General features: G+C 72.2%; 22 protein-coding genes and 1 riboswitch. Of the genes, 18 read left to right on the top strand and 4 right to left on the bottom strand.

Annotation, left to right across the window (positions count from 1 at the left end; genetic code table 11):
- Positions 1-509 precede the first annotated feature (509 nt).
- Genes I4Q55_RS40900 through I4Q55_RS40880 form a run of 5 tightly spaced genes read left to right on the top strand, consistent with a single transcriptional unit; the run spans position 510 to position 5374 of the window.
- The gene (locus I4Q55_RS40900; protein WP_242547680.1) at positions 510-1964 is read left to right on the top strand and encodes a hypothetical protein; all 1455 of its coding nucleotides are present in this window, start codon (positions 510-512) and stop codon (positions 1962-1964) included.
- The gene (locus tag I4Q55_RS49835) at positions 1961-2800 is read left to right on the top strand and encodes an AfsA-related hotdog domain-containing protein (protein ID WP_307793448.1); all 840 of its coding nucleotides are present in this window, start codon (positions 1961-1963) and stop codon (positions 2798-2800) included. The genes I4Q55_RS40900 and I4Q55_RS49835 overlap by 4 nt, the downstream gene beginning before the upstream one ends.
- A gap of 30 nt (positions 2801-2830) precedes the next feature.
- On the top strand, positions 2831-3646 hold the full coding sequence (locus I4Q55_RS40890; RefSeq protein WP_206795978.1) for a carboxymuconolactone decarboxylase family protein: 816 nt from the start codon (positions 2831-2833) through the stop codon (positions 3644-3646).
- Positions 3643-4347, top strand: coding sequence for an HAD family hydrolase (locus I4Q55_RS40885; RefSeq protein WP_206795977.1), 705 nt, complete (start codon positions 3643-3645; stop codon positions 4345-4347). Before I4Q55_RS40890 ends, I4Q55_RS40885 begins: the two co-directional genes overlap by 4 nt.
- A 25-nt stretch (positions 4348-4372) precedes the next feature.
- On the top strand, positions 4373-5374 hold the full coding sequence (locus I4Q55_RS40880; protein WP_206795976.1) for an NAD(P)-dependent alcohol dehydrogenase: 1002 nt from the start codon (positions 4373-4375) through the stop codon (positions 5372-5374).
- A gap of 475 nt (positions 5375-5849) precedes the next feature.
- Here the strand turns inward: I4Q55_RS40880 and I4Q55_RS40875 are convergent, their stop codons facing one another.
- Entirely contained in the window at positions 5850-8567 is a 2718-nt protein-coding gene (locus I4Q55_RS40875; protein ID WP_374194534.1) for a cellulose binding domain-containing protein, read from the bottom strand.
- A gap of 273 nt (positions 8568-8840) precedes the next feature.
- Between I4Q55_RS40875 and I4Q55_RS40870 the strand changes: the two genes are divergently transcribed.
- Positions 8841-10241, top strand: a complete 1401-nt coding sequence (locus I4Q55_RS40870) for a sugar porter family MFS transporter (RefSeq protein WP_206795974.1) — start codon at positions 8841-8843, stop codon at positions 10239-10241.
- On the opposite strand, the gene I4Q55_RS40865 is transcribed toward I4Q55_RS40870, so the two are convergent.
- Positions 10219-11073 (bottom strand): LLM class F420-dependent oxidoreductase, encoded by an 855-nt coding sequence (locus I4Q55_RS40865; protein WP_206795973.1) that lies wholly within the window; start codon positions 11071-11073, stop codon positions 10219-10221. The genes I4Q55_RS40870 and I4Q55_RS40865 overlap by 23 nt on opposite strands.
- A gap of 302 nt (positions 11074-11375) precedes the next feature.
- A riboswitch (S-adenosyl-L-homocysteine riboswitch) is annotated at positions 11376-11454 on the top strand.
- 14 nt (positions 11455-11468) lie between these two features.
- Here I4Q55_RS40865 and metH point away from each other — a divergent pair.
- The 8 genes from metH to I4Q55_RS40825 all read left to right on the top strand — a co-directional run bounded on the left by metH (position 11469) and on the right by I4Q55_RS40825 (position 19892).
- Positions 11469-15098, top strand: coding sequence for a methionine synthase (gene metH / locus I4Q55_RS40860; protein WP_206795972.1), 3630 nt, complete (start codon positions 11469-11471; stop codon positions 15096-15098).
- 177 nt (positions 15099-15275) lie between these two features.
- Positions 15276-15599: a divalent-cation tolerance protein CutA gene (gene cutA, locus I4Q55_RS40855; RefSeq protein ID WP_206795971.1), complete on the top strand. Its 324-nt coding sequence runs from the start codon at positions 15276-15278 to the stop codon at positions 15597-15599.
- Positions 15600-15608: 9 nt separating this feature from the next.
- Positions 15609-16316, top strand: a complete 708-nt coding sequence (locus I4Q55_RS40850; RefSeq protein ID WP_206795969.1) for an RraA family protein — start codon at positions 15609-15611, stop codon at positions 16314-16316.
- 75 nt (positions 16317-16391) lie between these two features.
- Entirely contained in the window at positions 16392-16856 is a 465-nt protein-coding gene (locus I4Q55_RS40845; protein ID WP_206795967.1) for a DUF6292 family protein, read from the top strand.
- A gap of 66 nt (positions 16857-16922) precedes the next feature.
- Entirely contained in the window at positions 16923-17570 is a 648-nt protein-coding gene (locus tag I4Q55_RS40840) for a response regulator transcription factor (RefSeq protein ID WP_206795966.1), read from the top strand.
- Positions 17571-17641: 71 nt separating this feature from the next.
- Positions 17642-18040: an ATP-binding protein gene (locus tag I4Q55_RS40835; protein WP_206795965.1), complete on the top strand. Its 399-nt coding sequence runs from the start codon at positions 17642-17644 to the stop codon at positions 18038-18040.
- 53 nt (positions 18041-18093) lie between these two features.
- Positions 18094-19515 (top strand): PAS domain S-box protein, encoded by a 1422-nt coding sequence (locus I4Q55_RS40830; RefSeq protein WP_206795964.1) that lies wholly within the window; start codon positions 18094-18096, stop codon positions 19513-19515.
- On the top strand, positions 19512-19892 hold the full coding sequence (locus I4Q55_RS40825) for a response regulator transcription factor (protein WP_091311026.1): 381 nt from the start codon (positions 19512-19514) through the stop codon (positions 19890-19892). The genes I4Q55_RS40830 and I4Q55_RS40825 overlap by 4 nt, the downstream gene beginning before the upstream one ends.
- A 4-nt stretch (positions 19893-19896) precedes the next feature.
- Here the strand turns inward: I4Q55_RS40825 and I4Q55_RS40820 are convergent, their stop codons facing one another.
- Positions 19897-20289 carry an STAS domain-containing protein gene (locus I4Q55_RS40820; protein ID WP_206795963.1) on the bottom strand — a complete coding sequence of 131 codons (393 nt, stop codon included), beginning with the start codon at positions 20287-20289 and terminating at the stop codon, positions 19897-19899.
- Positions 20290-20521: 232 nt separating this feature from the next.
- On the opposite strand from I4Q55_RS40820, the gene I4Q55_RS40815 reads away from it, so the two are divergent.
- Together I4Q55_RS40815 and I4Q55_RS40810 are read left to right on the top strand one after the other, a co-directional pair.
- A complete protein-coding gene (locus I4Q55_RS40815; RefSeq protein WP_206795962.1) occupies positions 20522-20830 on the top strand; it encodes a DUF4326 domain-containing protein in 309 nt (102 codons plus the stop codon).
- 46 nt (positions 20831-20876) lie between these two features.
- Positions 20877-23441 carry a hypothetical protein gene (locus I4Q55_RS40810; RefSeq protein ID WP_206795961.1) on the top strand — a complete coding sequence of 855 codons (2565 nt, stop codon included), beginning with the start codon at positions 20877-20879 and terminating at the stop codon, positions 23439-23441.
- Here the strand turns inward: I4Q55_RS40810 and I4Q55_RS40805 are convergent.
- Positions 23438-24886, bottom strand: a complete 1449-nt coding sequence (locus I4Q55_RS40805; RefSeq protein WP_242547678.1) for a phenylacetate--CoA ligase family protein — start codon at positions 24884-24886, stop codon at positions 23438-23440. The two genes, I4Q55_RS40810 and I4Q55_RS40805, sit on opposite strands and share 4 nt — an antisense overlap.
- A gap of 28 nt (positions 24887-24914) precedes the next feature.
- Between I4Q55_RS40805 and I4Q55_RS40800 the strand changes: the two genes are divergently transcribed.
- Both I4Q55_RS40800 and I4Q55_RS40795 read left to right on the top strand, forming a co-directional pair.
- Positions 24915-25403: a MarR family winged helix-turn-helix transcriptional regulator gene (locus I4Q55_RS40800; protein ID WP_206795958.1), complete on the top strand. Its 489-nt coding sequence runs from the start codon at positions 24915-24917 to the stop codon at positions 25401-25403.
- A gap of 191 nt (positions 25404-25594) precedes the next feature.
- Positions 25595-26177, top strand: a 583-nt coding sequence (locus tag I4Q55_RS40795) for a hypothetical protein (protein WP_374194533.1), incomplete at its 3' end; no start/stop codon positions are given.

Here is a 26177-nt window from a genome sequence, read left to right as displayed (position 1 = left end):
GGGGGGCTGGGGGGGGGTTCCCCGCGGGCGGCGGCGGGGGGGGCGGGGGGTGGCGCCCCGGCGCCCCTGGGTGGTGGCCGCGTTCTGGCGAGGCGACCTGGCATGGGAGCGCTTCCAGCCGCGGGAAAGGTAACCCCGGTGTGTCGTGCTTGTAAAGGGCGACCCGGACGCGGGCCGATCCGGTGGTCCGTTTTCCGCAGCGGGGGCGCCCGCGGCCGCCACTGAACACTCCTGAACGGCCGAATCCGTTGGGGCGCAGCAGATGCCTCCGGTCGCGCTGCGCCACCGGGATGCGGCGCCGGACACCGCCGTTGGGGTGGATTCCGGGAAATCACCCCAAGATCATCGAAAAGCGGCCGATGCCGGAGATTGGGAGCGCTCTCAGTGCCGGTGAGCGACGGTGCCCGGCGTCGCACGGTCCCCGCGCCGGTAACGGCCTGGGCCCTCGCGGTCACGCTGCGGTACTGTCGTCGGTGTGCACCCGTACTCCGGATATCGTTGGATGAACGATGAGTCGACAGGCCAAGCCAGGGAGTAAGCCCTACCGTGCACAACTGCGGGACCGGCTGACCGCCCTGGGCTTCCCCGAGGAGGCGCTTCCCGCCCAGGTGGCGAAGAACCTGATCGTCGAATGCCGGATCCCGCCGCGCACCGCGTGGCGGCTGGCGTCCGAGCTCTCGCTCGACGTCGCGGCACACCAGTACAACGCCGTCACCGGAGACCCCCGCGCGGGCATGCGCGGCACGCGGATCTGGGAGTACGAACAGTGGCCCGAGCGCGGCGTCCGGCCCACCGTCGCGGCGCTGCGGGTACTGGCCCAGGTCTACGGCACGAGCTGGAAGTGCCTGCTGGGCCTGCGTGATCTGGAGCAGCTGCCGGCCAAGGACCTCGCCGAATACCACGCCGAGCCGGAGCCCGCGGCCGTCGTGGTGCCCGAGCCCGAGGCGCCACCGGCCCGCACCCTCGTCCGCGCGGAAGCGCGCACGGAGGAGGAGATCGGCGCCGGCGCCCTCGACGACGCCATCCTGCTCACGAAGACCAACGTCGACGACGTCCAGCTCGACGACCTGTGGGCGGACCTCGACTTCCTCGGCGGTGCCTACACCCGGACCGCGCCCGACTCGATCCTCGGCCAGCTCACCGTGATCGCCGACCGGACGTTCGCCCTGCTGAAGGGCAGGCAGCGGCCGAAGCAGACCCAGGACCTCCTGCTCATCGGGGCGAAGTCGAGCGCGATGATGGCCTGGATCGCGGGCGACCTGGGGCGGTACCGGCGTTCGCGCGAGCTCAACACCGCCGCCTGGCTCTACACCCAGTACGCCGACGACTTCCTCGCCCGGCGCTGGGTGCGCACGTCCCAGGCGCGCGTGGCGTTCTGGGCCGGCAATGGCATCGAGTCCGCGAAGCTCGCCGCCGACGGGCTCAACTACCACGTCGGCGGCCGCCTCACCGACGCCCCGCTCATCCTCGCCGAGGCGCGCGGCTGGTCGTCGGTGCAGGCCGAGCGGCAGGTGCTGGACGCGATCGCGCGCTGGACGGCCATCGAGGACCCGGACCTGGCGGCCGGCGGCGAAGACAGCTTCTTCAACATCACGAAGGACCGGCGGCACTACATGGCGGGCACGTCCCTGCTTTCGGTCGGGCAGGCTTCGGCCGCGCTGCGCGAATTCACCACGGCCCGTGAGGCCTTCGAAAAGCTGTCGCTGGAGAACCGCTGGGAGGCCATGGATCCGATGATCCGGATCGACATGGGCCGGGCGCACCTGCGGCTCGACGACCTCGAAGGCGCCGCCGCGCAGGTCGAGCCGCTGCTGACCGCGGGCGTCGGCAGGCAGCCGGACATGGTGCGCGCCATGCTGAAGCTGATGGCCACCGAGCTGTCCGGGCCGCGCTGGCGCTCCGCCACGACGGCCCGGAACCTCGCCGAAGCCCTCCTCGACGCCCACGCTTCGGCGCGGCCGTGACGCCGGACCAGGCCCGCACGGAGGCGCGCGAGGTGGCATCATCCGGCGTCTCGTGCCCGCAGACCCCGCGCGAGGACGACTGGGTGCCGGCCGGGTACACCCGGCGGGACGTCGTCGTGGTCGCCGACCGGTTCGCGCCGTTCGCCCGCGGCGACCGGGTGCTCACGCTGTCGGCCCTGCTGGCCCTGCTCGATTCCGGTGGCCTGCGCGCGTCGGGCTGCCACTGGGTCGTCCACTTCGGCCAGGGCGTCGACGCCGCCGACGGCGACCGGCTCGAAGCCGCCTGCGGCCGGAGCGAAGGCAGCGTGCGCCTCGCGGATCCCGAGACGTTCCGGCGACGGCCCGAACCCCCGGCGGTCGTGCACAAGAGCCGGCCCGAGAACGTCCTGCTCGCCGGTGTGCACAGCCCGGAACCCGCGCGCTGCCGGGCCGAGCTGCGGATCCACCGGGACAACGAACTGGTCCTCGACCACCACACCGGCGAGCACGTGCAGGGGATCGTGATCATCGAGGCGCTGCGGCAGATCTGCATCGCCCAGTTCGAGACCGCGATCCGCCCCGGCCTCCCGCCTGCCGCGTACGCCGGGGTGTGGAAGCGGATCGACCTGTCGTTCGAGGACTTCCTGTTCCCGCTCCCGGCCACCGTCGAGTCGCTGATCGTCGAAGCCGACCTCGAGCGGGAAACCCACCTGAAGTTCCGCGCCACCACGGCGGTGCGCCAGCACGGGCGGACCGTCGCCACCGCCGGCATCGAGTACTCGATGATCGCGCAGGGGCGCATCGACACCCTCGAACGCCGCAGGGCCGACCAGGCCACCCGGGCCTACCTCGGCTGAGTCCCACTCCGGAAGGGAAACCACTTCACGATGTCCGACCTGCAGCAGCAGGACCGCTCCGCGTCCTTCGCCCAGGGCCTGAAACTCATCCAGCAGCTCGGCGGGGTCGACCGGCCGGCCGTGCTGGACCTGTTCGAGAGCATCGGCGAGGCCGAGTTCGGCGAGCAGTGCGTCGGGTTCATCTACGGCGACGTCTACCACCGGCCCGGCCTGCCGCTGCCGGAGCGGCAGCTGGCGACGGTCGCCGCGCTCACCGCCCTCGGCTACGCGGGTTCGCAGCTGCAGTTCCACGCCAAGGCCGCGCTCAACGTCGGCTGCACCCGGCGCCAGCTGATCGAGGCCGTGATCCACGTCAGCTCGTTCGCCGGGTTCCCGGCCACGCTCAACGCGCTGACGGCGCTCAAGGCGGCCTTCGACGGCCTGCCGGACGACGAGCCGGCACCGTCGGACGAAGCGGCCGAGGTGCCGTGGGCGGGCATCGAGGACCGCCACGAGCGCGGCCTGGCGGCGATGCGGGCCGTCGACGGCGAGGCGGGCGAGAAGGTCGCCGCCGCCCTGCGGGACATCGCCCCCGACCTGGCGACCTACATCATCGAGTTCACCTTCGGCGAGATCTACACCCGGCCGCACCTGAGCCTGCGCCACCGCGAGATCGTCACGATCGCCGCGTGCGTCGCGCTCGGCACCGCGCTGCCGCAGCTGAAGGTGCACATCCACGGCCTGCTCAACGTCGGCGGCACCGAGCAGGAGGTCGTGGAGACGGTTCTGCACCTGGCGTTCTACTGCGGCTTCCCGGCCGCGCTCAACGCGATCGCGGCGGCGCGGGAAGTGTTCGCGCAGCGGTGACCCGGCTCGAGAAGCTGCGCGTGGTCGCGCTCGACTGCGACGGCGTGCTCATCGACGACACCTACCTGGCCATGATCGCCCGGTTCGTCACCCGGCACGGCGGGGTCTACGACGCCGCGGCCGAGCGGGACGTCATCGGGCTGCGCGACATCGTCGTCGCGGAGAAGATCACCCGGCTCTGCGGCCTCGACCAGCCGGCCGAGGAGACGCTGAAGCAGTTGTGGGCCGCGCGGCAGGAGTACCTGGCCGAGCACCCGATCCGCGTCGCCGAAGGCGTGCGCGACTGCCTGGCGGCGCTGGCGAAGCTGCCGGTGCGGCTGATCTGCTACGGCGGCCGCACCCGCGAGCACACCTTCGACCGGTACCTGGGGGACATCGTGGACCTCCTCGACCCCGACGTGCCGTACGTGAGCATCAACGAGCACCGCCCGGGCGTCCGCCACATCGCCCGGACGGTGCTCGGCGCCGGCTTCGACGAGATCGTCTTCGTCGACGACGTCAGCCGCGTGGCCGAGGACGCCCGCGCGCACGGCGCCGGGTTCGTGGGGTTCCCGTCGAGCCCCGCCCACGCGCGGCAGCGGGACTTCATGGCCTCCTGCGGCGTCCGACACTTCGCGACGTCGCTCGCCGAACTGACCCCCGAACTCCTGGCGACCGTCGACGCGGAACTCGCTGCTTCGACACACTGGCCTCGTCGATGAGTTCCCCCGACCCCTGGGAGCCGCTGTGAAGTTCTTTTCCCTGCCCCGTCCCGGCGCCGGGCTCGTCCTGGGCGAGCGTGACGTTCCCGAACCCGGTCCCGGACAGGTCCTGGTCCGCCTGCGGGGGTGGGCGGTCAACGCCCGCGACCTGATGATCCTGCGCGGGTTCTACCCGAAGCCGGTGAAGCCGGACGTCATCCCGCTGTCCGACGGCGCTGGCGAGGTCGTCGCGGTCGGGGCCGGGGTGACTGCCTGGGCCGCGGGCGACCGGGTGGCCGCGACCTACTTCCCGGACTGGCTGTCCGGGCCCGGCACGCCGGAGAAGACCGCGGACGACCTGGCCGGCACGCTCGACGGCGTGCTCGCGGAGTACGCGGTCTTCGCCGAGAACGCGCTGGTCGCGGTGCCCGCGCACCTCGACTACGCCGAGGCGGCCACCCTGCCCAGCGCCGGCGTGACGGCGTGGCGGGCCGTCGTCGAAGAAGGCCGGCTGACCCCGGGGCAGACCGTGCTCACCCTGGGCAGCGGCGGCCTGTCCACGTTCGCCCTGCAGTTCGCGGCGCTCGGCGGCGCCCACGTCGTCTCGACGTCGAGTTCGGACGAGAAGCTCGAGCGGCTGCGCGCGCTCGGGGCGGCCGAGACGCTCAACCACGCGACCACCCCCGAGTGGGGCGCGGCGGTGGCCGCGCTGACCGGCGGCGGCGTCGACCACGTCGTCGACGTGGGCGGCGGCGGCACGATCGGCCAGTCGATGATCGCCGCCCGGTACGGTGGCCACATCAGCGTCGCCGGCGTCCTGACCCACGAAGGCGCCGCCGACCCGATCATGGTGCTGGTCAAGCAGCTGACCCTGCGCGGCCTGACCAACGCCTCCCGCGAGACGTTCCAGGCGATGAACCGGGCGATCGAGCGGACGGGGCTGCGGCCGGTGATCGACCGCCGGTTCGCCTTCGACGAAGTCGACGAGGCCCTCAAGCACCTGGAGTCCCGGACCCACGTCGGAAAGGTCGTGCTGGAGAGCGCCTGAGGCCCTCCGCCCGCCGCCGGGTAACTTTTGCCCGCCCCGGTGGGTATTTTTGCCGCCCCCGGGGAGTGTTTTCGCAGGTCGGCAAGGGTGTGCGGGAGCGAAAAAGTCGCCTGGGGGCAGGAATGGCGACGGCCCTCGCCAACCGGAAGAGTGGACATCGCCGGGGACGTTCGCCCGAGCAGGCTGCGGCTGCTCGGGCGGAGGCCCCGGTCTGGGGGCGCGGGGAGGGGATTTCAACCGCCTGGGGGTAGGTTGAAACCCCTCCCCGCCGCGCGACAGACGCCTGACCCGAGCGCCCCAATGTGGCCTTCGGTGCGTTGGACGCACCCAATGTGGCCTTCGGTGCGTTGGACGCACCCAATGTGGCCTTCGGTGCGTTGGACGCACCCAATGTGGCCTTCGGTGCGTTGGACGCACCCAAGGCGGCCTTCGGTGCGTTCAACGCACCCAAGGCCGCCTTGGGGCGCTTGCCGGCTCACGAGGTTGTGCAGGCCCGCCCGTTGAGCGAGATCGCCGCCGGCTTCCCGTTCGCCGTTCCCGCGCTGCCGGTGAAGCCGAACTCCGCGCTGCCGCCGGCCGGGATGGTCCGGTTCCAGCCCGCGTCCAGTGCCGTCACCGCCGCGCCGCTCTGGGTGACCTGCGCGTTCCAGGCCTGCGTCACGCGCTGGCCGTCGGCGAACGTCCAGGTCGCCGTCCAGCCCGTCACCGCCGTGGTGCCGGTGTTGCCCAGCTTCACCGAGGCCTGGAACCCGCCCTGCCACTGGTTGGTGACCGTGTAGGCCGCCGTGCAGGAGCCGGACGGCACCGGGGTGGTGGTCGTCGTCGGAGTGGTGGGCGTGGTCGGCGTCGTGCTCGTCGGCGGCGGCTCGCTGCCGCCGGACTCGCCCACGATCACGCCGCGGCCGTTCGTGCCCACGTACACCCGGCCGTACACCCGCGGATCGCCGGTCAGCGCCGCCCCGATGTTGCCGTACTGGTGCTTGTCGTCGTTGATCCGCAGCCACGACGCCCCGGCGTCGTCCGAGCGGAAGATCCCGCGGACCCCGCCGATCTTCGCGATCGTGTACAACGCCGGATACGTCCGGCCCGGAGCCGCCTTGCCGAACCCCACGTTGTCGGCTTCGGCGACGTTCGCCAACTTCGTGAAGGACGCTCCGGAGTCGGTGGAGTGCCACAGGCCGTACGCCGTGCCGGAGCCGCCGGCCAGCCAGATGTCCCCGGCCGCGCCCGGCACCGCCTTGAAGTGCGCCGAGCCGGCGGGCAGCCCGGTGGCCGCGGTCGCGGTGAACTTCGCGCCGCCGTCGGTGCTGACGTAGAACCTGCCCGCCGCGAACCCGTAGAACCGCTTCGGGTCGACGCGGTCGGCCTCGACCACCGCGCCGGCCGGGATGCCGGTGGACGCCGTCCAGGACGAGCCGAAGCCGACCGAGTAGCTGACCGGCGCGCCCTCCGGGCTCCAGACGAACCGGCTGCCGTCGGCGGCCGCGGCCACCGTGCCGCCGCTGGCGTTGCCGCCCGGCTCGGCGCCCTGGAACCAGTTCCTGCCGCCGTCGGTGGAGAAGGCGATCCGGTTGTCGTTCGGCCGCGCGGACCGGTCGAGCGTGCCGGTGCGCACGACCGTCCCCGGGGTCAGCTCGGCGTAGTCGAGGCTGGTGGTCGTGGTGAACACCGGCTGCGTGTACATCGTGGCCGGGACCGCGTCGAGGCTGTCGTGCCGGAATCCGCCGATGTCGCCGAGGGCGGAGAGCAGGGGAGCGCCCGACACCGGGCTGATCAGGTCGAGCACCGCGGTCTCTTCGAGGCCGCCGACGACCGGCTTGATCGTGATCTTCCCGCCGCTGTCCCACTTCGTGAGGTCGGACGTGCCGTAGATCGTCGCGCCGGTGCCGTAGAGCAGGTGGTCCGAGTCGAAGGGGTCGATCTCCACCGACTCGGTCATCCAGCCGAGCTTCGGCGAGGGCACCGGGGGAGCGGGCTGGAGGCCGAAGTTCAGCCACGGTACCGAGGAGATGTCCTGGGTGTAGCGCAGGTTCCGCTCGGGGTAGTTCGCGAAGTCCCAGATCCGGGTCCAGGTGGCGCCGCCGTCGGTGCTGCGGAAGAAGATGACGTCCGGCCACCACGACACCTGCGTGGCGACCATCAGCGTGTCCGGGTGCTGCCGGTCGATCGTCAGCCCGCTGTAGCCGAAGTAGTCGTCGCTGCTGTCGGAGGGGATCGGGCTGATCCGCGTCCAGGTGCCGGTCTTCGTGGCGTACTTCCAGACGTCGCCCTTCGCGCCGTCGTACGGGCCGCCGGTGTCGCTGGTCGCGAGGTAGAGGTAGCCGCCGACCGGGTCGAGGACGCCCTTGTGCGCCAGGTACCCGGTGGGCTGGCCGGCCAGCCGCGCCCACGTCGTGCCGCCGTCGGTGCTGCGGTAGACGGTGTTCTGCTTGTCCGCGACCCCGACGTAGATCGTCTGGGTGGTGCTGCCGCGGGTGCCGGTCGTCGGGTCGAACGTCACCCAGGTGACGCCCACGAGCTCGCTTTGGTAGCCGGTCGTGTCGGACGGGTCGGGGGCGTAGTTGCCGGGGTTGGGGAAGCTGGTCACCTTCGCCCAGGTGACGCCGGAGTCGGTGCTGCGCCAGAGGCCGTTGCCGCTCGGCGCGCCGAGGTAGAGGACGCTGTTGCGGTTGGGGTCGATCGCGAGCCGCTCGCCCATCCCGCGGCCGGGCATGTTGCCGCCCAGCTTGAACGGCAGCGGGGCCGCCTGCCAGGTGCCGCCCCGGTCGGCCGACCGGAGGATCGCGCCGTTGTTCGGGTCCCAGCTGTTGGTGTACATCCCCGCCGCGACGTAGACGCGGTCCGGGTCGACCGGATCGGTGGCGAGGCTGACGACGCCGTTGTGGCCCCAGTCGGTCCAGCCGACCGAGTCCAGGAGCGGGAGCCAGCGGCCGGTGGCGGTGTTCCAGCGGTACGCCCCGCCGATGTCGGTGCGGGCGTAGACCAGGCCGCGCTCGGTCTGGTTGAAGATGATCCCGGGGACGAACCCGCCGCCGGCGATCTCCGCGTTGCGCCACGTGGTGGCCGCCGGTGCGGCCGGTGAGGCGGGCGCGCCGACGGTGACGGCGACGGTGGCGGGCAGGAGAACGGCGAGCGCGCTGACGAACAGGCGTCTCGCCGAGCGGAACAGGGACGGGGAATGCGTTCTCGGCACGACGTTGTGCACCTTGGCCTCCACACTCTGGGAGCGCTTCCAGAGGGAAGGTAAACCAGTGTTCGGAGCGTTGTAAAGCGTTCGACGATTTCGGCGACCGGAACTGTCCACAGTGGATTCCGGGGCCGGGGGTGCCGGGTTGCCGGAGTCATGTACGTGAACGTCAATCAGGTGTCTGAATCGTTATCGACGATCTTCTTGCTCGCCATTTTCCGGCGTGTGAGTGTGGTGGCCGCTGGCTGGACTGGAACTGCGAAAGAGGCGACCCGGCACATGACCGATCAGTCGAGTACGCGGACGGCACGGCACATCGGCCGGACCACGTTGTACTTCTTCGGCGCGCTCGGCGGCATCCTCTTCGGGTACGACCTCGGCGTGATCTCCGGGGTGCTCCCGTTCATCGGGGAACTGTGGGCGCTGACCGGCTGGGAAAAGGGCGTGATCACGGCCGTCCTGTCGGCCGGTGCCATCGCCGGCGCGCTGCTTTCCGGCCGCACCAACGAAGTCCTCGGCCGGCGCCGCACGATCATGGTCGCCGCGGGCGTCGTCGTCGCGGGCACGCTGGCGGCGGCCTTCTCGCCGACGTTCGCGCTGCTGGTGGTCTCGCGCCTGGTCATCGGGGTGGGGATCGGCCTTTCGTCGTCGACCGTCCCGACGTACCTGTCCGAGCTGGCGCCGGCGAAGTGGCGGGGCGCGCTGGGGGCGCTCAACCAGATCTTCATCGTGCTGGGCATCCTGATCGCGTTCCTGGTCGGCTACGGGCTCGGCCCGAGCTCGGCGTGGCGCTGGATGTTCGCCGGCGCGCTCGTGCCCGCGGTCGTCCTGCTGGCCGGGCTGGTGTTCCTGCCGGAGACGCCCCGGTGGCTGGTGAAGCACGGGCGGGAGGAGGAGGCCCGGCGGGTCCTGGCGAGCGCGCACGGCACCACCGTGGACCTCGACGCGGAGATCGCGACCATCCACGAGGTCATCCGGCTGGACACCGAGGACAAGCCGCGGATCCGCGACCTGTTCTCCGGGTTCGTGCGGCCGATGGCCGTCGTGGCGCTGCTGCTCGCGATCGGCCAGCAGTTCAGCGGCGTCAACGCGATCAACGCGTACTTCCCGACGATGCTCATCGGCCTCGGCTTCGCCACGCAGGCCGCGCTGCTGTCCGGCGTCCTGCTGGGCGTCACGAAGTTCCTGTTCACCGCCTGGGTCGTGTTCGTGGTGGACCGCTGGGGCCGCAAGCCGTTGCTGCTCCTCGGGAACGCCATCATGGTGCTGACGCTGGCGGGCGCCGGCCTGGTCGTGCTGAACGTCCGCGACACGTCCACGCGCGGCCTGCTGATGCTGGTGATGATGGTGCTCTACCTGGTCGGCTACGAGCTCGGCTGGGGCGCGGTGGTCTGGGTGATGATGGCCGAGGTGTTCCCGCTGAAGTACCGGGCGGCGGGCATGGGTGTCAGCAGCGTGGTGCTCTGGGCGGCGACGGGCATCGTGAGCGCGGTGTTCCCGGTCATCTCGGACCCGGGCTCCCTCGGCATCGGCGGCTCGATGTTCCTGTTCGCCGGGGTGAACGTGGTGCTGTTCGCGCTGACCAAGTGGCTGGTCCCGGAGACCAAGGGCCGCACGCTGGAGCGGATCGAGCTGGACCTGCGCGCGCGGCAGGGGGTCAGCGGGCGGGCACGAGGGTGAGCTTGCCGGCCAGCCGGTCGATCCAGGCCTCGACCTCCTCGGCCGAGCGGTCGGGGAGGCCGAAGATCGTCTCGGTGACGCCGAGGGAGTCCAGGTGGGCCAGGCGTGCGGGGTCCGGGCGCTCCCCGAGCGCGCAGATCCGCGGGGCTCCTTCGCGGCCGCTGTCGGCCCAGATTTCCTTCAGCAGGGCCACGTGCCCGTCCAGGTCGGTGTCGGCCGGTGTCGTCATCCAGCCGTCCGCGTGGCGCGCTATCCAGCGGAACGTCTTCTCGGTGGGGCCCGCGCCGAGCAGGACGGGGATGTGCCGCTGGACCGGCTTCGGCCACGCCCAGCTCGGGCCGAACGAGACGAACTCGCCGTCGTAGGCCGCTTCCTCCTGGGTCCACAGTGCACTCATCGCCTCGAGGTATTCGCGCAGCGCGGTGCGGCGGCGGTTCCCGGGCACGCCGTGGTCGGTCAGCTCGTCGACGTTCCAGCCGAAGCCCGCGCCGAGCGTGACGCGGCCGCCGGAGAGGTGGTCGAGGCTGGCGATCGTCTTGGCGAGGGTGATCGGGTCGCTCTCCACCGGCAGGGCCACGGCCGTGGCGAGCCGGATGCGCGAGGTGACCGCGGCCGCCGTCGCCAGCGCGACCCACGGGTCGAGCGTCCGGCTGTAGCGGTCGTCGGGCAGCGACGCGTCCCCGGTGCGCGGGTGCGGTGAGGCGCGCTTCACCGGGATGTGGGTGTGCTCGGGGACGTAGAAGGTCGAGAACCCCGCGGCCTCCGCGGCGCGCGCCGCGGCCGCCGGGGTGATTCCCCGGTCGCTGGTGAACAGCACGATTCCGTAGTCCACCCGCGGAGCGTATTAGAACGTGTTTCAGTTTTCAAGACGGCCGGGTGTTGCGAAAAGTGGCAACGGGAGCGCGGAGAGTAACGTCGAGTGCTGCTCGAGCGATGGTGGAAACGGCCCACGCGAGCAGGTGGGGAGCAGAGCGCGGCCGCCGGACGCGGCATCGTGGGACGGGACTCTGAACGAAAGCACGGAGGCAGGGTGGGTCGGGAAATCCATTGTGGACAATCGGTGGCGTCCCAGTCCGTGGACGCGCCGGTGGGGCGGGATGGCGTGCACGGGGCCGTTTCGGATACCGTGGACCACAGGCCGAGAGGCGCTGCAACGGACCACCGGGTCCGCCACGCTCGGCCGGGAATGACCAACCAAGGGCGCCTCCCGACCGAGGGAGGCTGCCGGTGAACACCCCGCACGAGTCAGAGGCACGCTTGCGCGAGCTGCTCGGCCAGCGCGTGGCGGTCCTGGATGGCGCCTGGGGAACCATGCTGCAGGGTGCCGGGCTGACCCCGGCCGACTACCGCGGCGACCGCTTCGGCGAGCACACCCACGACGTCACCGGCGACCCCGACCTGCTCAACCTCACCCGCCCGGACGTCATCCTCGACGTCCACCGCCAGTACCTGGCCGCGGGCGCGGACATCACCACGACCAACACCTTCACCGCGACCGGCATCGCCCAGGCCGACTACGGCCTGCAGGCGTACGTCCACGAGATGAACGTCCGCGGCGCGCAGCTGGCCCGCCAGGCCGCCGACGAGGCCGGCGGCAAGTTCGTCGCCGGGTCGATCGGCCCGCTCAACGTCACCCTCAGCCTGTCCCCGAAGGTCGACGACCCGGCGTACCGGGCGGTGACGTTCGAGCAGGTCAAGGCGTCCTACGCGGAGCAGATCGCCGGTCTCGCCGAGGGCGGGGTCGATGTCCTGCTGATCGAAACGATCTTCGACACGCTCAACTGCAAGGCCGCGGTCGCCGCCGCGCGCGAGGTCGCGCCGCACCTGCCGCTGTGGATCTCGGTCACCATCGTCGACCTGAGCGGGCGGACGCTGTCGGGACAGACAGTCGAGGCGTTCTGGAGCTCGATCGAGCACGCGAAACCGCTGGTCGTCGGCGTCAATTGTGCGCTCGGCGCCCAGGAGGCGCGCCCCCACGTCGAGGAGCTCTCGCGGCTCGCCGACACCTACGTCGCCTGCCACCCGAACGCCGGCCTGCCGAACGCGTTCGGCGGCTACGACGAGACGCCCGAACAGACCGCCGGGCTGCTCGGCGGGTTCGTCCGGGACGGCCTGGTCAACCTGGTCGGCGGCTGCTGCGGCACGACCCCGGGACACATCGCGAAGATCGCCGCCGCGGCGAAGGGGGTCCCACCGCGCGAGGTGCCGGCGCCGCGCACGCACACGCGCTTCAGCGGGCTCGAGCCGTTCGGCATCGGCGCCGACACCGGGTTCGTGATGATCGGCGAGCGCACCAACGTCACCGGCTCCAAGCGGTTCCGCCGGCTCATCGAGTCCGGCGACCACCAGGGCGCCGTCGACGTCGCGCTGGAGCAGGTCCGCGGCGGGGCCAACCTGCTCGACGTCAACATGGACGCCGACCTGCTCGAGTCCGAGCAGGCGATGACGACGTTCCTCAACCTGATCGCCACCGAGCCCGAGGTGGCCCGGATCCCGGTGATGGTCGACAGCTCCAAGTGGAGCGTGCTGGAAGCCGGCCTGCGCTGCCTGCAGGGCAAGGGCGTGGTCAACTCGATCAGCCTCAAGGAGGGCGAAGAACCCTTCCTCGCCCAGGCCCGCACGATCCGCGACTACGGCGCCGGCGTCGTCGTGATGGCCTTCGACGAGCGGGGCCAGGCCGACACCGCCGACCGCAAGGTGGAGATCTGCGCCCGCGCGTACGACCTGCTGACGCGGGAAGCGGGCTTCGCGGGCGAAGACATCATCTTCGACCCGAACGTCCTCGCCGTCGCCACCGGCATTTCCGAGCACAACGGCTACGCGAAGGCGTTCATCGAGGCCCTGCCGAGGATCAAGGAGCGCTGTCCGGGCGCCCGGACCAGCGGCGGCATCTCGAACCTGTCCTTCTCCTTCCGCGGCAACGACGTGGTGCGCGAGGCGATGCACTCGGCGTTCCTGTTCCACGCGGTGAAGGCCGGGCTGGACATGGGCATCGTCAACGCCGGCCAGCTCGCGGTCTACGAGGACATCCCGAAGGACCTGCTCGAACTGGTCGAGGACGTGCTCTTCGACCGCCGCGAAGACGCCACCGACCGCCTCGTCAGCTTCGCCGAGAACGTCAAGGGCAGCGGCACCAAGCGCGTCGTGGACCTCTCGTGGCGCGAAGGCACGGTCGGCGAACGCCTGTCCCACGCACTGGTCCACGGCATCGTCGACTTCATCGAGGAAGACACCGAAGAGGCGCGGCAGCAGATGGCGCGGCCCCTCGACGTCATCGAGGGCCCGCTGATGGACGGCATGAAGGTCGTCGGCGACCTGTTCGGCTCCGGCAAGATGTTCCTGCCGCAGGTGGTCAAGAGCGCGCGCGTGATGAAGCGGTCGGTCGCCTACCTCGAGCCGTACATGGAGGCGGAGAAGGAGAAGGCGCGCCAGGAGGGCAGGCTGGCCTCGGCCGGCGGCCAGGGCAAGATCGTGCTCGCCACGGTCAAGGGCGACGTCCACGACATCGGCAAGAACATCGTCGGCGTCGTCCTCGGCTGCAACAACTACGAGGTGATCGACCTCGGCGTGATGGTGCCGGCGGGCAAGATCCTCGACACCGCGGTGACCGAAGGCGCCGACGCCGTCGGGCTGTCCGGGCTGATCACGCCGTCGCTGGACGAGATGGTCGCCGTCGCCACCGAAATGCAGCGGCGCGGCCTGAAGATGCCGTTGCTCATCGGCGGCGCGACGACGTCCCGCCAGCACACCGCGGTCAAGATCGCCCCGGCCTACGACAACGCGACGGTGCACGTCCTCGACGCCTCCCGCGTGGTCGGCGTCGTGTCCGACCTGCTCGACCCGGACCGCTCGATCGCGCTGACCGAGAAGAACCGCGCCGACCAGGAGGTGCTGCGCGAGCAGCACGCGAGCAAGCAGCGCCGTCCGATGCTGACCCTCGAGCAGGCGCGGGCGAACCCGGAGAAGGTGGCGTTCGACGGCCTGCCGACCCCGGCGTTCACCGGCGTCCGCGTGGTCGAGCCGGCCATCGCGGAACTGCGCGAGATGATCGACTGGCAGTTCCTGTTCCTGGCCTGGGAGCTCAAGGGCAAGTACCCGGCCATCCTGGAGCAGCCGGTCGCCCGCGAGCTGTTCGACGACGCGAACACGCTGCTCGACCAGATCATCGCCGAAGGCAGCTTCACCGCGAAGGGCGCGTACGCGTTCTGGCCGGCGCACAGCGAAGGCGACGACATCCTGCTCGAAGGCGAGTACGCGCACATCGGGTTCCCGATGTTGCGGCAGCAGACGGCGAAGCCCGAGGACCGCGCGAACCGCTGCCTGGCCGACTACATCGCCCCGGTCGGCGACCACCTCGGCGGCTTCGCGGTGGCCATCCACGGCGCCGAGACGCTGGCCGCGCGGTACGAAGCCGAGCACGACGACTACCGCGCGATCATGGTCAAGGCGCTGGCCGACCGGCTCGCCGAGGCGTTCGCCGAGCACATCCACCTGCGGGCCCGCCGCGACTGGTTCGAGCCGGACGCCCAGCCGAAGCTCGAGGACCTGCACGCGGAGCGGTTCCGCGGCATCCGCCCGGCCCTCGGCTACCCGGCCAGCCCGGACCACAGCCAGAAGCGCGAACTGTTCGAGCTCCTGGAAGCCGGCGAGCTGGGCATGGACCTGACCGAGTCGTTCGCCATGACGCCGGCGGCGAGCGTGTCCGGGCTGATCTTCGCCCACCCGGACTCCCGCTACTTCACCGTCGGCCGGCTCGGCCGCGACCAGATCGAGGACTACGCCCGCCGCAAGGGCGTCGAGGTCGCCGAGGTCGAGCAGTGGCTGCGGCCGAACCTGGCCTACGACCCCGAGGCGTAGCCCGGCAGCGGGTGTGGTTCGCCGTAACTGGCGAGTTCCGGCGCTGATCACGTGGCTCGGGAAACACCCCCAATCACGAGTGATGCCCCCTCAATCACGCGAGATGCCCGCCCGATCACGCGAGTTCCGGGTCGCGGCGTGGCGCCCGGGTGAACCGTCGCCGGTAATCTCGGCGGTATGGCGGCAGAACACGTGATCGTGACGTCCACGACCGACTCGGAAACAGCGGCACGGGACCTCGCCACCCAGGCGGTGGAAGCCCGGCTGGGTGCCTGCGCCCAGGTCGTCGGCCCCATCACCAGCGTCTACCGGTGGGACGGCGCCGTGCAGACCGATCAGGAGTGGCGGGTCGAAATCAAGACCACCGCCGACCGCGTCCCCGCGCTCACCGAACGGCTCCGGCAGCTGCACGGCTACGACCTGCCCGAGGTCATCGCCACCCCGATCACCGGCGGCAGCGCCGAATACCTGGCGTGGCTGACCGGCGAAACCGCTGGCTAGATTCGGCGCATGGAGCACGAAGGACTCAGGCAGCGCTTCGCGACGCTGACCACCGCCCACCTCGCCGACGCCTGCATCCGCGCCGGCCTCCCGGTGCGCTGCGCGCCCGCGCGGACGCGCGCCGTCGTGCCGGGCAGCCGCCTCTTCGGTCCCGCTGTCCCGGCGCGGCACGTCGGCAGCGTCGACGTCTTCCTCGAAGCCTTCGAGGGCGCTCCCGCCGGTGGCGTGCTCGTGGTCGACAACGGCGGCCGGCTCGACGAAAGCTGCGTCGGCGACCTCGTCGTCCTCGAGGCGCGGGCCGCCGGGCTCTCCGGCGTGGTGATCTGGGGCCTGCACCGCGACACCGCCGACATCCGCGCCATCGGGCTGCCGGTGTTCAGCCTCGGCTCGCTGCCCACCGGGCCGCTCGGCCTGGGCCCGCGCGTCGACGGCGGCCTCGCCGAGGCGATCGTCGGCACCTGGCGGATCGGGCCGGCCGACCTCGTGCTCGGTGACGACGACGGGGTGCTCTTCGTCCCGCTCGCCCGCGCGGGTGAACTGTTCACCCTCGCCGAAGGGATCCGCGACACCGAACGCCGCCAGGCCGACCGGATCCGCGGCGGCGAATCGTTGCGGCAGCAGCTCCGTTTCGGTGAATTCCTCGCGGCGCGGGAAACGGATCCCTCCTTGACTTTCCGGGCGTACTTGCGGGCGGTGGGCGGGGCAATCGAGGAATAAGCCTCACTGAGCACGAAAGTGTGATCGCCGCCCGAATCGGGTATTCCGGGCCTGCGGCGGCGCGGGAGGCGGACCATGAACACGCTCATCGGCTTCGGCAGGGACATCGAGTACCACTTCGCCCGGGGGCTGCGTGCCTACCTCGCCCGGGTCGCGCGGGCCGTCGGTGTCGGCTTCGAGTCGTGTTCGCTCGACCTCGACGTGCCCGCCTCCGGGTACGTCGCCCTCGACCGCACGCTCCCGGACCTCCCCGGGCACGACCTGGCCCTCATCTGGGACGAGGTGCACGGCTGGTCGGCGGTCGTCGAGCCCGCGGGCGGGGGCGCGGCGAAGCCGCTCGCCTACCTCGGCGGCACCGAAGTCCTGCCCGCGCCCTGCGCGGTCGCCCGGTTCCTCGACGTGCTGCGCGCCTCCGGACCGGCCGGCGGCTCGTTCCGCCCGCCGGTCTTCAGGGCGGCCGGCCACCACGAGGACCTCGTCGACTGGCTGCCGGTCACCGGTCCCGAGGGGCTGCTGCGGCCGAGTTCCCCGGCTTGGTGACCGGCGGCGGTCCCGCGCCCGGGCGCCTAGGATGGGCGGTCAGTCACCACCGGAGTGAGGAACCCCGTGCGCAGCGCCGATGAGCCCCGTCCCGTCCGTGTCCTGCTCGTGGAGGACCACGACATGGTCGCCGAGGCACTGCAGCTGGCCCTCGACCGCGCCGACGGCATCACTGTCGTCGGCCGGGCCCGGTCGCGGGCGGAGGCGGCCGCCGACGTGCTCGACCACGCTCCGGACGTCGTCGTGCTGGACCGGCGGCTCGCCGACGGCGACGCCCTCGGCCTCATCGCGCAGCTCGGTTCCGGCGGGGCGCGGGTCCTGGTGCTGACCGGCGACGCGACCCCCGCGGTCGCCGTGCAGGTCGCCAAGGCGGGCGGCGCGGGCCTGCTGCTCAAGTCCTCCCAGCTCGGCGTGCTGGAATCCGCCGTGCGGGACGTGGCCGCCGGCGGCGTCGTCTTCGACCCCGAGCTGCTGCCCGGCGTCTTCGACCGGCTCACCGGCCGCGGCCCTGGCGGGGGTGCGGCGCTGACCGCCCGCGAACGCGAAACACTCGACCTGCTCGCCGAGGGCGCGACCACCGACGAGATCGGCCGCCGGCTGGGCGTGTCCCGCAACACCACGCGCAACCACGTGCAGCGGGTGCTGGAGAAGCTCGGCGCGCGGTCGAAGCTCGAAGCCGTCGCGGTGGCCCGCCGGGAGGGCCTCATCGGCTGATGCACTTGCACCAGCCGCGCGGGGGCGGTTTGCATCTCGCGCCGCCGGTGCCCGTCGAGCAGGCTTGCGGGGTGACCATCCCTGCCCCGCTCACCGCGGAGTGCGTCCTGACCGACCTGGACGGCGGCCTCGCCACCGCCCGCCGGTTCGCCCGGATCGTGTTGCTGGCCTGGACCGGTGGCGCGGCCGTCGACGACGCGCTCCTGGTCGTCACCGAGCTCGCGACGAACGCGTTCGAGCACGGCGGCGGCGACCCGCGCCTGCGGCTGAGCGTCGACGGCGCGGACGTCCGCATCGAGGTCTTCGACGACAACCCGGCACCCCCGGTGCTGCGGCCCGGGGGGCTTGACGGCGGCTGGGGTCTCGCCCTCGTCGACCGCCTGACCTCCGCCTGGGGCACCGCGCGCCACGGCGTCGGGAAGGTGGTCTGGTGCGCCCTCCCCACCCCGTCCGCGGAGCTCACCGGCTGAGCACCGCGGTGCGCGGCCGTGCCGGGCGGGTGGTGATCCGGCAGAGTTGCCGCATGGACGACGACCGGTTCCGCCTGCTGGTGCAGGGCGTACTGGACTACGGCATTTTCATGCTGGACACCGACGGGCGCGTCTCGACGTGGAACGCGGGGGCGGAGCGCATCAACGGGTACCCGGCGGACGAAATCATCGGCCGGCACTTCTCGGTGTTCTACCCGGCCGGCGACGTCGCGGCGGGCAAGCCGGCCCGGGAGCTGGAGGTCGCGGTCGAGCAGGGGCGGCTGGAGGACGAGGGCTGGCGGGTGCGCAAGGACGGCACGCGGTTCTGGGCGAACGTGGTGATCACGGCGTTGTACGACGAGCAGGGCAGGCTGCGGGGGTTCGGGAAGGTGACCCGCGACATGACCGAACGCCGGGCCGCCGAGCTGGCGCTGCGGGAAAGCGAAGAGCGGTTCCGGCTGCTCGTCCAGAGCGTCCAGGACTACGGCATCTTCATGCTGGACACCGAGGGGCACATTTCGAGCTGGAACGCCGGCGCCGAGCGGATCAAGGGGTACCCGGCGGACGAGATCATCGGCCGGCACTTCTCGGTGTTCTACCCGGCCGACGACGTCGCGGCGGGCAAGCCGGCCCGGGAGCTGGAGGTCGCGGTCGAGCAGGGGCGGCTGGAGGACGAGGGCTGGCGGGTGCGCAAGGACGGCACCCGGTTCTGGGCGAACGTGGTGATCACGGCGTTGTACGACGAGCAGGGCAGGCTGCACGGGTTCGGGAAGGTGACCCGCGACATGACCGAACGCCGCAACGCCGAGCAGGCGCTGCGCGAACGCCGCCGGCTCGTCGGGTACCTCGTCGAGGCCCAGGAGGTGGAGCGGCGCCGGATCGCCTGGGACGTCCACGACGAGTCGATCCAGTCCATGGTGGCCGTCGGCATGCGGCTGCAGCTGCTGGCCTCCCGGCTGCCGGAACCGCACGCGAGCGCCGTCGGCAGCCTCGACGAGTCGGTCGCCGCCGCGATCGCCCGGCTGCGCGGCCTGGTGTCCCGGCTGCGGCCGCCGGAGCTCGACCGGCACGGCCTGGTGGAGGCGGTCTCGGCCTACACCGACGACGTCGCGGGCCGCTGGGGGCTGGCGCACGAGGTGCGGGACGAGCTCACCGCCGAACCTTCGCCGGAAGCGGCGATCACCGTGTACCGGATCTGCCAGGAGGCGCTCAGCAACGTCCACAAGCACGCGCGCGCCACCCGGGTCGCGGTCACCCTGTCCACAGTGGACAACGGAACCCTGGTGCGGATCACCGACGACGGCGTCGGTACGGCCGGGGGTGACGCGGGCGCGGGCCACTTCGGGCTGGTCGAGATGCACGAACGCGCCGAAGCGGCGCACGGCTGGCTCTCCGTGGACAGCACCCCCGGCCAGGGCACCGTCGTCGAGTTCTGGCTGCCGCTGCTGCCCGACGCGACGGAGCTCGAACCGTGACCGAGCTGAGCGTGCTGATCTCCGACGACGACGTGATGATCCGCGACGTCCTGAAGGAGGTCCTGGATTCCGAAGCCGACATCGCCGTGGTCGCGGTCGCCGGTGACGCCGACGAGGCGATCCGGCTCGCCGAACGGCACCGGCCCGCGGTCGCCGTCCTCGACGTCCGGATGCCGGGCGGTGGCGGCGCCCGGGCGGCCCGCGAGATCGCCCGGCGCAGCCCGGACACGGCGATCCTGGCCTTCTCCGCCTACGCCGACCGGGCCTCGATCGCCGGGCTGGCCGCCGCCGGTGTCACCGAGTACCTGGTGAAGGGCGCGCCGAACACGGCGATCGTGGAAGCCGTCCGGCGGCTGGGCCGTCAGGCGGCCGGGTGAGCGGTCACGAAACCGGGCGGACGTTCGCGACGGTGTCGAAGTCGGTCGGCAGCAGCGTGAACAGCCGCCGCACGGCCCGGGACCGCCCGGACTCCACGGTGAGGCGGGCCCCGGCCGAGTCGGCGAGCAGCTGGGCGCGCAGCAGCGAGTTCAGCCCGGCGACGGAGAAGAACGTGACACCGGCGAGGTCGATGACGACGGCGTCGATCCCGCCGTGGACGAGGTCCTGCAGGACCGCGTCGAGGCGGCGGGCGGTGCCGAGGTCGACCTCGCCGGTCACCTCGACGAGCAGGGTGCGGGAGCCGGGGCGGCGCACGCGCAGCGACATGTGGCCGCCGGCGTTCGGCCGGCCGGGGGCGGTGAGCTGGTGGTCGGCCGGGCGTGGTTGGGGAACCATCGCGGCACACCCTTTCGTCGGTCAGCGGGGGGCGGACCGGACGTGGCGGGTCGGGGTGCCGGAACGTGGCAGCCTGCCGGCCCGGGCGCGGAACGTCCGGCAGCGGCTGACGGCTCAACCGTGAGCCTTCAGCATAGTGCATCTGCACTAGGTGGACCACCAGGTGTAACCGGATGGAGAGCGAACCGGTGAACAAGGGACCACCGGCCGCGCGGACGGTGAAGGAGGCGGCATGCCGACCACGGTCGTCAACCTGAAGGGGCACCGGGACGACCCGGAGTACGCCGACGTCGTCTACGTCGGGCGGGCCATGCACCGCGGGGGCTGGCACCTCGCGGGGTCGAAGCTCGCCAGCCCGTTCCGGCCCGGTCCGGACGGGACGCGCGAGCAGGTGCTCGCCAAGTACCGCGAGCACCTGCTGTCCCGGCCGGACCTGCTCGCTCTGCTGCCGGAGCTGCGCGGCCGCCGGCTCGGGTGCTGGTGCGTCCCCGAGCCGTGTCACGCCCAGGTGATCGCCGAGCTCGCGGATAACGGGACGTAACGAATCACACCCCCTCCGCGAGTAACCTGGCACGAGGGGGTGATCGATGGTGCACGCGCGGCGACTCGGCGGCTTCGACCGAGCCGAACTGCCCCCGGCGCACCGGGTCCGGTGGTGGCTGGCGGCGGTCGCGGCCGGGCTCGTCGCGGCCGGCTTCGCCGTCGTCCCGTACCTGCCGTTCTTCCAGTCCTGGACCTTCGTGCGTGACCCGAAGGTCGCCACGGTGATCACCTGGACCGTGCTGCAGACGTCCGTGGTGGTCGTCTCCGCCGTCCTGACGCTGTACTTCATCGGCAAGGCGCGGCTGGAAGCCGCCGCCTACCGGGCCAACCAGATCGACATCCGGCTGTTCGTCGACGAACGGCCCGAAGGCAGCCACGACCGCGAAGTCGACTCCGCCGCCGAGCTGACCGCCACCTTCAAGCGGTTCCTCAACGACTCCCGCCTCTACACGCCGACGCCGGTCCCGGGCGCCGGCAGCTCCTACGACTTCCTCCAGATCGTCGAGCACGCCGGCGACTCCGCGGACGGCTGGTGGAAGGCGGTCACCAAGGTGATCCGGCTCGCCCAGCCGCCCGCCGCGTTCACCGTCACCGGCACCGTCCGGCCCGGCAACACCCCCGGCCGCCACCAGCTCATCCTGGAACTCGTCCGCGTGCCGCGCTTCGCCGCGAGCCCGCTGGTGATCGAGGACGCGAACTGGCCGCGCGTGCTGCACCGCGCCGCGAACGCCGTGGCCGCCCTGGTCATCCCGCGCAGCGCGTACGTCCGCTCGAACATCCACTGGGCCGCCTGGCGGGACGCGAAGATCCCGCACGAGCTGTTCGACGCCTACCAGCGCGCCAACCACTTCATCGCCTACCGCCGCTACGACGAGGCCCTCGCCGAGTACTACCGCGCGGTCAGCCTCGACCCGGCCAACGTCTACATCCGGCTCGAGATCGCCGCCCTGCAGGAACAGCTCGACCTGCACCTCGACGCGCTGGCCACCTACGACGACGTCATCACCGTCTGCAGCCGGGGGCACCCGCGGCTGGCGCGCTGGTGGATCGGCGCCGACTTCGCGCGCCAGCCCCGCCACGCCGGCCGCGGCCGCGACGTCGCCCTGCTCATCGCGCGCTACCGGCACGCGCTCGTCCTCGGTCACGGCGACTCCGTGGCCGGGTCATGGTGGGTGCGGCGCACCACCGCGGGCGCCCCCGGCGACGCGCGGGCCCAGCGCCGCGCCGAACTGCGGGCGGCGATCGAGCTGCGCTTCCGCCGGTACGTCGACCTCGACGTCCGGACGCGGCCGTACGCGATCCCGCGGGAGAAGCGGCTCGAGCTGCACAAGCGCGTGCTCAAGGTGCCGGTCGAGGAACTGCTGGTCCACGAGTCGACCCCGGCGCAGCTGGCCGAGTACCACCAGCGCGCCGCGGAGATGCGGTCGTACTTCTGCGCGCTGTCGCAGTACGAGATCGAGCGGCTCATCGAGGACTACCGCCGGTTCGGCCGCCGCTGGCGCCGCAGCTGGCAGCAGCTGACGAACCGGGCGCTCGACCTCTCCCTGGTGTGGTCGGTGCTGCGGCGCGCGATGGCGGACGTCGAGCCGGTCACCGGCGCGGTCCCCGAGCCCCAGCCCGCCTACCCCGGCAGCCGCGTCCGGCTGGCCGACGTCTGCCCGGACCGGCGCTGGCCGCCGTCCCCGCAGGCACTCGACGACACCGTCGAAGCCGCCGGGCCCCGCCGATCGTGGGAAGAGTGCTACAACGCGGCGAGCGTGTACGCGGTCGCGATGCTCGAACTCGGTCCCCACGGCGAACGCGACCTGCGCGACCGTGCGCGCAACCCGCGTCTGCTCGGCGAAGCGCGGGACGAGGTGGCGCGCCGCGCGGTCCGCGAGCTCTACCACGCGGCGACGATCAGCCACAGCGGACGGCTGCCGGAGCGCCGGTCCTGGGTGATGGGGGAGGACCCGGACCTCGCGGCCCTGCGCGGCCACGAGCTGTTCCGCGTGTTCGAGATGGTCACGTTCTCCCCGGACCGCGCGGCGCCGCTGCGGCCGCAGCGCGCCCACGTCTGGGAGCAGGTGAGCTACGTCCGCGGGCTCGTCGCCGAGATCGCCGGCTGCCGCGCGCACTTCTGGCGTGTCCAGGCGCTCGACGAGGGCCCGGCCCCGGACGGCCGCACCCTCGACCGCTGGCGCTCGGCCGACCGCGACGCCTGGCGGAAGCTGGCGCGCCTGGCCGCGAGCAAGCAGGACTGGTACACGCGCTACCAGGCGATCTGCGCGTTCCGTGACTGGGCGGCGGAGACCGGCTACCCGGGTTCGATCTCCGGGTTCCCGCTCTACTGCGAGGAAAGCCTGCACGCCCAGCTGCGCGGCGCGGCGGGCCCGGGCGCGAAGACCGGCTTCGACGCGGACATCGTGGTCCGGGAGTACGTGCGGCTCTGCGACCGCAGGCTGGACCAGCTGGTGGCGGACGTGGCGGAACTGGAGCAGGGCCCGGACGGCTTCACCGCCCGCGCGGAACTGTGGGCGACGCTGTGTTCGTGGTTCGACGACGACATCGCCGACGGCTCGTCGGCCGACGAACGCCGTGAGCGGTTCCGCAAGCTCGCCCGGCCCTAGGAGCGCCGCGTGTAGCGGTGCTTGACGCCCACCGGGAAGTACTCGGGGTCGCCGGCCGGGCGCAGGACGACGTCCGGCAACTGCCGTTCCGGCGGGACGTAGTGCGCGAACTCGCTGTTCAGCCGCACCAGCTCGGCGCGCACGGCGTCGGCGATCCGGCCGGCGTCGGCGGTGGCGCCCGGTGCCGTCTCGACCGTGACGCGCAGCCGCCGGTCGCGGTCGGCGTCCTCGACCGACTCGATGACGAACTTGCCCGTCACGGTGTCGCTGATGCCGGGCTGCTCCAGGCCCACGGTCACGTTCTCCGGGTAGACGTTCGCGCCGAAGAACGACACCGTGAACAGCGATCGGCCGAACACGTACACGAACGGCAGGTCCGGGCCGCGGGTGTCCGGCGTGAAGCCGTGCCGGGCGCAGAAGTCCAGCAGCTCGGCGTGCGGCAGCAGCCCGCCGTCGTCGGCGATGTGGTAGCGGATCAGCGGGATGCCGCCGTCGGCCGTGAGGACCAGCGTGCCCTCGTGCACCTCGAAGTAGCGGCTCGCCGGGTCGTACTGCACCAGCGTCGGCAGCCGCGCGTCGCCGAAGACCTCGCGGGCCAGTTCCGGGCGGCCGGCGAAGAACCGGCGGATGCCGGCCGACAGCGGGGTTTCGGTGCCGAGCACGCCGGCGTCGGCCGTGCCGTACAGCGACGCGATGTCGCGGACCGGGTCGGCGATCCCGGCGCGCCGGCCCACCAGCTCGCGCCACTGCTCGCTGAACACCTCGCCCGCCAGCACCAGCTTGATCGAGTACGCCGGCCAGTCGACGCCCGCGGCGAGGCCGGTGTCGACGACGTCCTTGACGAACGGCGGGTAGCCCAGCAACACGACCTGCTCGAAGTGCGGCGCGAGCTCGGGCAGCACGCGCAGGATCTCCGCCTTGTTGTTGCCCGGCGCCACGACGGTGATCGGGCAGCCCTTGGCGGCGAGGTGGCGCACGCACGCCGTGGTGAACAGGCCGCCGACCCAGGTACCGAGCGGGAAGCAGACGACGGCGAGGGTGCTGCGGCGTCCGGCGTCGAAGGCGCCGGCCAGCACCTGCTCGAACCGGCGGGCGACGTGCAGTTCGTCTTCGAGCGCCCGCGGCCAGACGGTCGGGTGGCCACTGGAGCCCGAGGACACGGCGATCATGTCGAGCCCGGCGAAGGTGCCGTCGCGGCACAGCTCGGGCAGCGGGTACTTCCGGTGGTAGCCGGCCTTGTCGACCAGCGGCAGCCGTGCGAAGCCGGCCATCGTCGTGATGGTGGCCGGGTCGATCCCGTGCTGCCGCAGGAACTTCCCGTAGGCGGGCACGGTTTCCGCGGTGCGGCGGAAGAGGTCGAGGACGGAGTTCTCCGCCGGTGGCGCCGGTGCTTCGAAGAAGGTGTCGAACGCCTGCCGCACACGGGTCTGCCGACCGAGGTCCATGATCGGAGCATAGCGGCGGCCGCGTGTCATGATGGGCGCCGTGAGCACCTCGGCCCAGGAGCACCCCGCCGGCCCGCCGTTGACCCTCTACCTGGTCAAACGGCTCGAGCTGGTGATCAGGGCGCTGCTCGACGACGCCCTGCGGCCGCTCGGGCTCACGACGCTGCAGTACACGGCGCTGACCGTGCTCGAAGCGAGCGGCGCGCTTTCTTCGGCGCAGCTGGCCCGCCGCTCGTTCCTGCGCCCGCAGACCATGCACGAAATGGTGCTGACGCTGGAGAAGCGCGGCCTGATCGCGCGGACGCCGAAGGCGGACAACAAGCGAGTCCTGCTGGCCGGCCTCACCGACGCCGGCCGCGAGCTGCTCGCCGGCTGCGCGCCCGCGGTCGCGGAGCTGGAGAACGCGCTCCTGGCGGGCATGAGCCCGGGGCAGCGCGCGACGTTCCGCGAGGGCCTGCAGCACGGCGTCACGGCCCTCGGCACGCTCTCCGGACACCGGCGCGCTCAGGAAGCCTGATTGCGGGGGACGTACCCCAAGCCGGACGCCTGGTCCAACAAGCTCACCCGACTGGAGTCTTAAGTCAGGCTTGCTGATACGGAAGGACTAGGCCGGACGAGTGGAAGCGCCGGCCGGCCCGTAGCAGGGGTGTGGCCTGCGGCGTTGAGGGGTAAGTCCCAGGCCTGTTCCGACTGTGGAGGTTCGCCGACGTGACCCGGGCTCGCGAGGTGGGCGACGCGTTCGTCGCCGCCCGCCGGCTGCTGGTACTGGCGGGGGCCGTGGCGGGCCTCTGGCTGGTGTCGTGGCTGACGTCCGGCAGCGCGGAGGCGGCGACTGTTCAGACGCGGGCCCTGCCGGACGTGATCGGCGTGGTGGTGGAGGCGGTGACACCGGCCGAGCCCCGCGAGACGGCGGACGTGGTCCGGTCGCCGAAGAGGGCGGCGGGGCCTGAGGGGCGGGCTGCGGCGCACGGGGCGCGATCGAGTGCCGCCGAAGTGGGGGCGCCGGGTGTGGCCGGGGCGGTTCCGGGTGCGGCCCGCGCGGCTGCGGCGGTGGCTGGGTCGGTCTCGCGTGGGGTGCTGACGCCGGCGGATTCCCGCGCGGCCCACCCCGAATCACCGACCAGCTCCCCGCCCGCGGCGAAAACACCGGCTTTCCCGGCAGCCGACCGCGCAGGCGCGGCAGCGGACCGCGCAGGCGCGGCAGCGGACCGCGCAGGCGCGGCAGCGGACCGCGCAGGCGCGGCAGCCGACCGCGCAGCCGCGGCAGCCGACCGCGCAGCCGCAGCGGCCG

It is taken from the genome of Amycolatopsis sp. MtRt-6, assembly GCF_017308975.1.
Taxonomy (GTDB): Bacteria; Actinomycetota; Actinomycetes; order Mycobacteriales; family Pseudonocardiaceae; genus Amycolatopsis.
Note: the sequence above shows the minus strand (reverse complement) of the source record. Positions and strands in the feature narration are given on the sequence as shown.